The sequence below is a fragment of the Sphingomonas sp. CARO-RG-8B-R24-01 genome, from assembly GCF_022662295.1.
In the GTDB taxonomy this organism is placed as follows: domain Bacteria; phylum Pseudomonadota; class Alphaproteobacteria; order Sphingomonadales; family Sphingomonadaceae; genus Sphingomonas.
In genome coordinates, this window is the sequence record NZ_JAKNQI010000016.1 from 1 (window position 1) to 7,952 (window position 7,952).

General features: G+C 59.5%; 7 protein-coding genes and 1 pseudogene. 4 read left to right on the forward strand and 4 right to left on the reverse strand.

Annotated elements, in window-relative coordinates; all coding sequences use genetic code 11:
* The 3 genes and pseudogenes from L8G49_RS20825 to L8G49_RS20835 form a co-directional block, all read left to right on the forward strand.
* Positions 1–113, forward strand: a pseudogene (locus L8G49_RS20825) (IS5/IS1182 family transposase); the annotation flags it as partial.
* A 202-nt stretch (positions 114–315) separates the two neighbouring features.
* Positions 316–2,658 (forward strand): EAL domain-containing protein, encoded by a 2,343-nt coding sequence (locus L8G49_RS20830; RefSeq protein ID WP_242187937.1) that lies wholly within the window; start codon positions 316–318, stop codon positions 2,656–2,658.
* A complete protein-coding gene (locus L8G49_RS20835) occupies positions 2,655–4,430 on the forward strand; it encodes a sensor domain-containing phosphodiesterase (RefSeq protein ID WP_242187938.1) in 1,776 nt (591 codons plus the stop codon). The genes L8G49_RS20830 and L8G49_RS20835 overlap by 4 nt, the downstream gene beginning before the upstream one ends.
* Positions 4,431–4,477: 47 nt before the next feature.
* Here L8G49_RS20835 and L8G49_RS20840 read toward each other — a convergent pair whose 3' ends face one another.
* The 4 genes from L8G49_RS20840 to L8G49_RS20855 all read right to left on the reverse strand — a co-directional run bounded on the left by L8G49_RS20840 (position 4,478) and on the right by L8G49_RS20855 (position 6,857).
* Positions 4,478–4,879, reverse strand: a complete 402-nt coding sequence (locus L8G49_RS20840) for a BLUF domain-containing protein (protein ID WP_242141232.1) — start codon at positions 4,877–4,879, stop codon at positions 4,478–4,480.
* A 364-nt stretch (positions 4,880–5,243) separates the two neighbouring features.
* Positions 5,244–5,903, reverse strand: a complete 660-nt coding sequence (locus L8G49_RS20845; protein WP_242141231.1) for a sensor histidine kinase — start codon at positions 5,901–5,903, stop codon at positions 5,244–5,246.
* Positions 5,900–6,580, reverse strand: a complete 681-nt coding sequence (locus tag L8G49_RS20850; RefSeq protein WP_242141230.1) for a Crp/Fnr family transcriptional regulator — start codon at positions 6,578–6,580, stop codon at positions 5,900–5,902. The genes L8G49_RS20845 and L8G49_RS20850 overlap by 4 nt, the downstream gene beginning before the upstream one ends.
* Before the next feature lie 118 nt (positions 6,581–6,698).
* Positions 6,699–6,857, reverse strand: a complete 159-nt coding sequence (locus L8G49_RS20855; RefSeq protein WP_242141229.1) for a hypothetical protein — start codon at positions 6,855–6,857, stop codon at positions 6,699–6,701.
* Positions 6,858–7,205: 348 nt separating this feature from the next.
* Here L8G49_RS20855 and L8G49_RS20860 point away from each other — a divergent pair.
* A partial coding sequence (locus L8G49_RS20860) for a Crp/Fnr family transcriptional regulator (protein ID WP_242187939.1) occupies positions 7,206–7,952 on the forward strand: 747 nt, incomplete at its 3' end.

The following is a 7,952-nucleotide window of genomic DNA, read 5'->3' on the forward strand; positions in this document are numbered from 1 at the left end:
CCATGTTTGGCCGGCTGAAGGACTGGCGCCGCGTCGCCACCCGCTACGATCGATGCCCGACGGTCTTCTTCTCCGCCATCGCGCTCGCCGCAACCGTCATTTTCTGGCTGTGATCAACGTGTCCTGAGCCTAGAAAACTAGGGTATGCTCCAAATAGATAACGGCCCGAAGATCTCTACAGTCTTCCGTTCACGTTTCGCATTGATCTATGTAGTTATTAATTTGTTATAAATCAGCGACTATTACCGGGCTAAAGTGGTTTGAATAATCGCCGTTCGGGTGATTATAATCGGCGACTCCTAGGATTAACGAGCCATGCAGATGGACGTGCCGGTCAACTTGACAGGAGAGGCGATCGGGCTCGCTGGCTCACGAGCAACCACCGAAATGCAGCCTTCATTGGCACGAATCGTCGCCGACGCTATCCACGCCACTGGATGTAGCGCTGCGATCGTATGCCGGGAATGCGATGGCGAACTTGCGATCATTGCAAGCGACGGTGCTGGCTCCCTCCCTAACATCGCACCTGTCGTTTTGGCTTCCGGTATAACCAAACAGACACGGGCTCTCGCGACGCAGTTCGCCGATGAGGCACCAGCGTCTCCGATCGGTTTTCATGCGGGGCATGGTCCGGACGTGCGGTTTGCCGCAGCGGCGCGAATCGCATGTGATGAGGATGCCTTCCTCATCGTCCTGCACGATCGGGATCATGCCCCGCTCAGCGCCGCGCAAACCTATGTCCTGCGTGCGCACGCGGCCCATTTGGCGACGATGTTTGAGTTGGCGAGGTTGCGCGAGCGGGTCGAGTTGGTCGATGGCGTTGCCCACGCCAGGGTCGAGCGGCTGCGCTTGCTCGAGTCAGTCGCGGTCCATGCTCGCGATTCCATCATCATCACCGAAGCCGAGCCGCTCGATCTGCCAGGGCCGCGGATCCTTTACTGCAACGCGGCCTTCACCCGGGCGACGGGATATTCGGCCATAGAGATGCTCGGGCAAACCCCGCGGATACTGCAAGGCCCCAAGACAGATCCCGCGGCACGCGCGCGCCTGCGTCAGGCCCTATTGGCCTGGGAGCCGGTTGAGATCGAGATGATCAATTACCGCAAGGACGGCACGGAATTCTGGGTCGAGCTCAGCATCGTGCCTGTGGCGGATGATCGGGGCTGGTTCACCCACTGGGTGTCAGTGCAACGCGACATCACCGAGCGCAAGGCAGCCGAACAGCTCGCTCGTCGCGTGCGCGTTGCCGAATTCGAGAACAAGGCGCTCGAGGCGGAAATTCAGGAGCGCAAGCGGGTCGAGGCTGAGTTGCTCTACACCGCGTTCCACGACAACATGACGCGTCTGCGAAACCGTGCATTCTTCATGGAACGGCTGACCACAGCCCTCGAACGCGCGCGCGACGAGAAGCTTGCGGCATGCTCGGTGCTGTTTCTTGACCTCGATCAGTTCAAGATCGTCAATGACAGCCTTGGCCATATCGCTGGCGACGCGGTGCTGAAGGAGATCGCGCAACGCCTCAAGGGCTGTATCCGACCACAGGATACACTCGCACGCATTGGCGGCGACGAATTCGCGATTCTGATCGAGGATGCGGCAGGGCTCGCTACCCCGGTGGGGGTCGCTGAACGGATCATTGACGCGCTGCGTGCGCCTGTCCAGCTCGGTCGGCAAAGCGTCTTTCCCTCATGCAGCATCGGCATCGTCCAGTCGGCCAATCGCCTTGCTCAGCCCGAGGACCTGATCCGTGATGCCGATATCGCGATGTATGTCGCCAAACGCGCCGGCTACGGCGACTATGCCATCTTCGACGCATCGATGCATGACAATGCCGTTGCCCGGCTAACGCTGCAGACCGATCTTCGGCGGGCGATCGATCGCGGCGAGTTTCACCTGGCCTATCAACCCATCGTCGATCCCACGACGGGCTTCATTTTCGGTTTCGAGGCTCTGCTACGCTGGGATCACCCCGACCGGGGGCCGATTGCACCCGACGATTTCATCTTGGTCGCAGAAGAAATTGGGGTGATCCGCCAGATCGATCGCTGGGTTATGCACGAAGCGTGCGCGCAGCTCCGCGAATGGCAACGATACTACGCGAACCCGGCGCTCCGTATGAACCTGAACACCTCCGCAGTCGAGTTCGTCGATCCCGACTTTCTCGCCGATCTGGCAGCCACACTGGTCGAATTCAGCCTGCAGCCGCAATGCATCGAACTGGAGATCACCGAAGGTATCTTCCTGCATCCATCGCCCGGTATCGCAGCGACGATCGCGGCGATCCGTCAGCTCGGCGTGCGGGTCGCACTCGATGATTTTGGCACTGGCTATTCCTCGCTGAGCTACATCAACCGCTATCCCATTGACACGATCAAAATCGATAAGTCGTTTATCGACGGCGTGTGCACGGATTCCCGCACCCGGGCGATCATCGACCTTATCGTCCAATTGGGGCGAACGCTCGATCTCGCAGTCGTCGCGGAAGGGGTGGAGACGAAATCGCAGGCCGATGCGCTTACCGCCATCGGCTGCGGGGCAGTGCAAGGCTTTCATTTTGCCCGACCGCTGTCTCCTTGCGATGCGACGCATTTGCTCGGCTCGACCGATCGCGGCGATCAACAGGCTCTTAACGACTCTTCTGCCACGACTTCGCGATGACCGTCTCGAACGAACGCGCCCGACTCGATGCTCTCTACCAGTTGAACCTTCTCGACACGCCCGCCAGCGAGAGCTTCGATCGCATCACGCGGATGGCGAGCCAGCTTTTCAAGCTGCCAATCGCCGCGGTATCGCTCACCGACCATGACCGCCAATGGTTCAAGTCTCGGGTCGGCATCGCCCACGACGCTGTTACGCGGACTAAGGCGCCGTGCTCGCAGGTTGCAGAAACGACCGATACGCTGGTGATTCCGGATCTTCTCGACAATGCCTTCTACCGGGATTGTCCGATCGCCCAGGATGGCATCCGTTTCTATGCCGGCGCGCCGCTCGTCACGCGCGACGGGCACGGCCTGGGCGCCTTATGCGTCCTTGGGACCGAGCCTCGCAATATCGATCCCAAGGAAATAGCCGCGCTGAACGATCTGGCGGCGATGGTCATGTCACAAATTGAATTGCAGCACGCATTCGGGCGCATCGATCCGCTGAGCGGGCTGCCAAATCGTACCCAGTTCCTTGACGATATCGCCGACCTCGGCCGCGACAAGCCCGGCGAACGCCGGCTTGCCATTATGCTCGACCTTGCGCGGCCTGAGCAGATCAACAACATGGTGCGGGTTATGGGGCCGTCCCACGTCGACGACATGGTGCGTAAGGCGGCGCAGCAATTGCGCGAGATACTGCCAGCTGGGCGCACCGCCTATCATGTCGCCGCCACCCAGTTCGCCTATCTCGCCGATCCGGACATGTCCGATGACGCCTATGCCGCGATGCTGGAAGGGATGCTGAAACGGTCCCGCGCGGAACTAACGGTGCAGCTGGTTTCAACGATGGCAGTGGGTATAGCGCCCTTCATGGTGGGCGAGACAGATCCGCGAGACGTGCTGCGTTTAACGCATAGTGCCGCTCAGGATGCAAGGGGATCCGAGACATCGGTGAGTCTGTACTCGATCAAGAGCGACGGGGCGCATCGACGCCGGTTCGGCCTGCTGAGAGATTTTGAGAACGCGCTTGCCGCTCACGATCAATTGCGGCTGGTGTATCAACCGCGTGTCGACCTTGCGTCGCGCGCGTGCGTCGGCGCTGAGGCCCTGCTGCGATGGCAGCATCCGACGCTCGGCGATGTTTCACCCAGTGAATTCATCCCGATCGTTGAGCGATCCTCCCTTGCGCGACCCTTGACTCAGTGGGTGCTGGACCACGCCCTTGGGCAGCTCAAAAACTGGTCACGAGTGGGCTTGAGGATGCCACTCTCGGTCAACATCTCGGCCGCTAATCTCGAGGAAAGCGATTTTGCGCCCAGCGTCCAGCTGCTGTTGCTCAAGCACGGGATCCGGCCCGAACTCCTCGAGCTTGAATTGACCGAGAGCGCGGTGATGGAAAACATCGGTCCCGCGCTCGACCAACTCAACACGCTATACGGTGCCGGCATCAAGCTTGCCATTGACGATTTTGGAACCGGATATAGCAGCCTTGCCTATCTGCAACGCCTGCCGGCACAGGTCCTCAAGATCGACCAGGGCTTCATCCGCGGCGTGCTGGATGGCGAACGCGAGATGCAGCTGGTGCGCTCGATGATCATCTTGTCGCACGACCTCGGTTTTCACACCGTTGCCGAAGGTGTCGAGACGACCGAGCTCGCCGAGCTGTTGGAGACGATGGGGTGCGACGAGGCACAAGGCTATTTATTTACGCGCCCGCTGGAACCCGCCGCCTTCGTTGCGTGGATCGAGGATTGGAACGCGGCGACGCTGGCGCAAGCGGTCGGCTGAACGGCGCCGCGAAAGTCACATTGGGCAGCAGCGCCGGAGATCGAGGTTTACCGCTTGATCCTAACAAAGCTGCTCAATAACGCTTTCGTGTTGGCATCCGGCACCTGATCGACAAGATTATCGACCATGTCACCAAACGATCCGTCGCCAGATACGGCCTCGACCTTCTGACACGCCATATCCCAGGCACCGAACTCGCGATCATCGACTTCGCGAAACGACAGCATCACCGTCGCCCGATGACGCGTGTCATTCTTGATCCGGCTGAAAGCAGCCTCGACCAGCGGGCCAGAACCCTCAAGCTCCTGAAGAAATCGCTTGCCGTCATAGATCAGAAGGCCGGTGATACTGTCGCGTGCGTTATTGCGCCGCGATGACGCGAGGATCGCCTCGACATCGATCGGCGCTGCGCCGGGTCGCGCCGTGCTGATAAAGCTTAGCTGATGCATGCCGGCCTTTCGATATGGCACGTCGGGTATCGCAAGGTGGTTAAATAGCTGTGAGACTGGGACGTTCGCGCCTATTACCTGTCAAGGACGGGAAATCGGCACGCCAGCCAAAGCGGGCGAGACGACGCCGGCGTTGCATCAATCAGGTCTATCGCGTCCCGAGCTTTGAGCGCTGTCGTAAAGCAGACCGCAACTGCTGGGCTTTCGCCTCATATTCGGTTGCTAGCCCGCGGTGCCAGGAAGCCGCTTCGAATTGGAAGATGCGTCGGCGGCTTGCGGCTCCTTGCACGCGCGGTGCTCATAATATTCCAGATTTTCGTCAGACATGCTGCCTTCAAAGCCCTTTACCACCGTTTGCCCATCCTTATTGCGTGACGGGCACCCTGATTTCGAAGCACTTAGATCCGTTGGACGGCAGGATGATCAGACCGCCGATCGATTGCATCAACCGTTGGACGAGCCCGAGGCCAAGTCCGCCATCCCGTCGAGCGCCTAACTCCGGGAAGGGCAGGCCGTCATCATCGACGATGACGACTAGGTTTTGGTCATCTCGGTGCCGAACGATAATGCGGATATGGCCGCCTTTCTCCTCCTCGAATGCGTGCTTGATCGCATTCGTCGCCAGTTCGTTGACGATCAGCGCTAAGGTCGTGATCTGCACATCCGAGACACCGTCGGATCGGCTTTCGACTTGAAGCGATACAAGGATCTGGCGTGGTTCGGCTTGAGCGTGCAGCGCTTCGCAAATCTGTCTGAGCGACGCTTCGAGTGTGTGATGATGCTGATGAATCAAGGCGGCGCGGGCGCGGGCAAGAACTGCGACACGGTCCATCGTATCAGCCAGTGCTTGCCGCGTTTCCGCGCTTTGCGCGCGTCGGCTTTGGAGCGCCAAGAGACTGACGACGAGCTGGAGATCGTTCGCGCAGCGGTGATTGGTTTCGCGCAGTAGCAGGTCGCCCTCGGGAAAGTCCCGATAGGCTGGGAGAGGACCATGATGCCCTGCCGCACTTTCACCAGCCGTCATGACGCTCTCAAACCGGAATTGGATTGCTCAAAGCCCATCGCTGCATCCGACCCTGTGGACCCTGCGCGCGGATCGTGGAGATAGTCAGGATCGAAATCGCCAAGGCGACATAATGCATCCGCATCGGTGATCGTCATCACCCGCTTGCCGGGTTCGATCAGGCCTTCGCTGCGCAGCAGCTGCAAAGTCCGATTGACGTGAACGGACGTCAGTCCGAGCGTATCGGCGATCACTTCCTGGGTGAGCGGCATCTCGAAGGTGTCATCGCCGCTTCTCAGGCGCTCACTCAACTCGCATAATAAGTGGGCGATACGCTGCTTGGCGGACCGGCGACCAAGGCAGACCGCCAATTGGCTTAGGGTTGCGCTGTCGATCATCGCGAGCCAGGCGATCGTCTTCGCGATGCCGGGATGCTTCTCTGCCAACACGAGCAGCCGTTCCCGTGGCATGCTCAGAACTTTCACCGGGGTCAGTGTTCGCAGCCCGTAGCCGCGGCTTTTCAGCAAGATGGTGTCAGGATTAGCCGTATCCCCCGGGATCAGCAGCGCCACGATCTGGCGACGGCCGTCTCGGGTCAACTTGTATCGGTATGCCCAGCCTTCAAGCACTATATGCACATGATCGGCGCTATCGCTTTCACGCACGAAGTCTTTCGATGCGCCGATCGATCGTGTCATTCCTCCCGCATCCTCCAGCGCGCGCCGCTCTTCCGGTGACAGGAAAGGGGACGCGGCAAGCCGCGTGCCCCCAAACAACGAAGGTCTGGCGGAGGAATGTCCATCTGCGCGGCTAATTTCAAGCATGTTTGGCCCGGCGCACCGGGTCGGTGATGCGCTCGCGATACGCGTTGGCAAGATTCAGATGGACCCTGATAACCTCCGGCTTGGTCGCTCGCTGCGCCTGCTCGAGTTCGGCGTCGGCTCGCTGCTGATAGTAGCTGATATCGTCGGTCATAGCGGCTCCCCGTTTCCATTCAGAAACGATACATATCGCGGTATCGCGGCGCGGTAAGCCTAACCGGCGATACTGTCTGCTAACCTACATTGGGCTCCAGCTGTTGACAGCGGCTCGATCGAGAACCGACGCACGTTCCAAACCACGAAAAGTTGCATCCTCCGGTGGGGAACTTGCAAGACAATTCCGCGCTTTTTGAAATTGGCCCACGGAACTGTCGGATAGCATACACTTGGCTACCGAGACTTATGCCGCCGACGATGCTATGCCGCACATATTACTCGCTGTTTTCAGGGCGCGAGTGGCTGGAAGAGCCGTCGTGCTTTCGCCCCAATTTCAGGGGCGATCATGTCTCAGGCCGAATCCGTATATAGTCCTAATTTGCTTCTTCAGGCGATGACGCCTAAGGATCTCGCTCTGCTTACACCCCATCTGGAGCGGGTAGACCTCGCACAGAGTCAGGTACTCAGTCTCGCCCACGAGCTGATCGAGTTTGTCTATTTCCCAGAAGGGGGCGTTGTGTCGATCGTGTCGATAACGCCCGGCGACGGGCGAACCGAAGTCGGTATCTTCGGAATCGAGGGTATGTCCGGTATACCGATCCTGCTCGGCACCGACTCCTCGCCGCAAGAAGTTTTCGTCCAGGTCGACGGCACGACTGCCATGCGTATTGCCGTTGTCGACCTGCGTGACGCCATCCGACAAAGCGTTTCATTGCAAACGCTGCTGTTGCGTTACATTCAGGCATTTCTTATTCAGTCTGCCTACACGACGACATCCAACGCCCATCACCGCGTCGAAGCGCGTCTCGCGCGTTGGCTACTGATGTGCCACGACCGCGTTCAGGGCAACGAGATCCGCCTCACGCACGAGTTCATGTCAATGATGATCGCGGCCCAACGCACCGGCGTCACCGTGACACTACATATTCTCGAAGGTGCAGGCATGATCCGCTCGAAGCGGGGCCGCGTGGAGATACTCGATCGCGAGAAACTCGTCGATCTTGCCGGCGATGCTTATGGCCAGCCTGAAGCCGAATATCGACGGCTTATTGCGCCTTTCGGCCGCGGCACCGAAAGCACAAGCGCTGCGGAC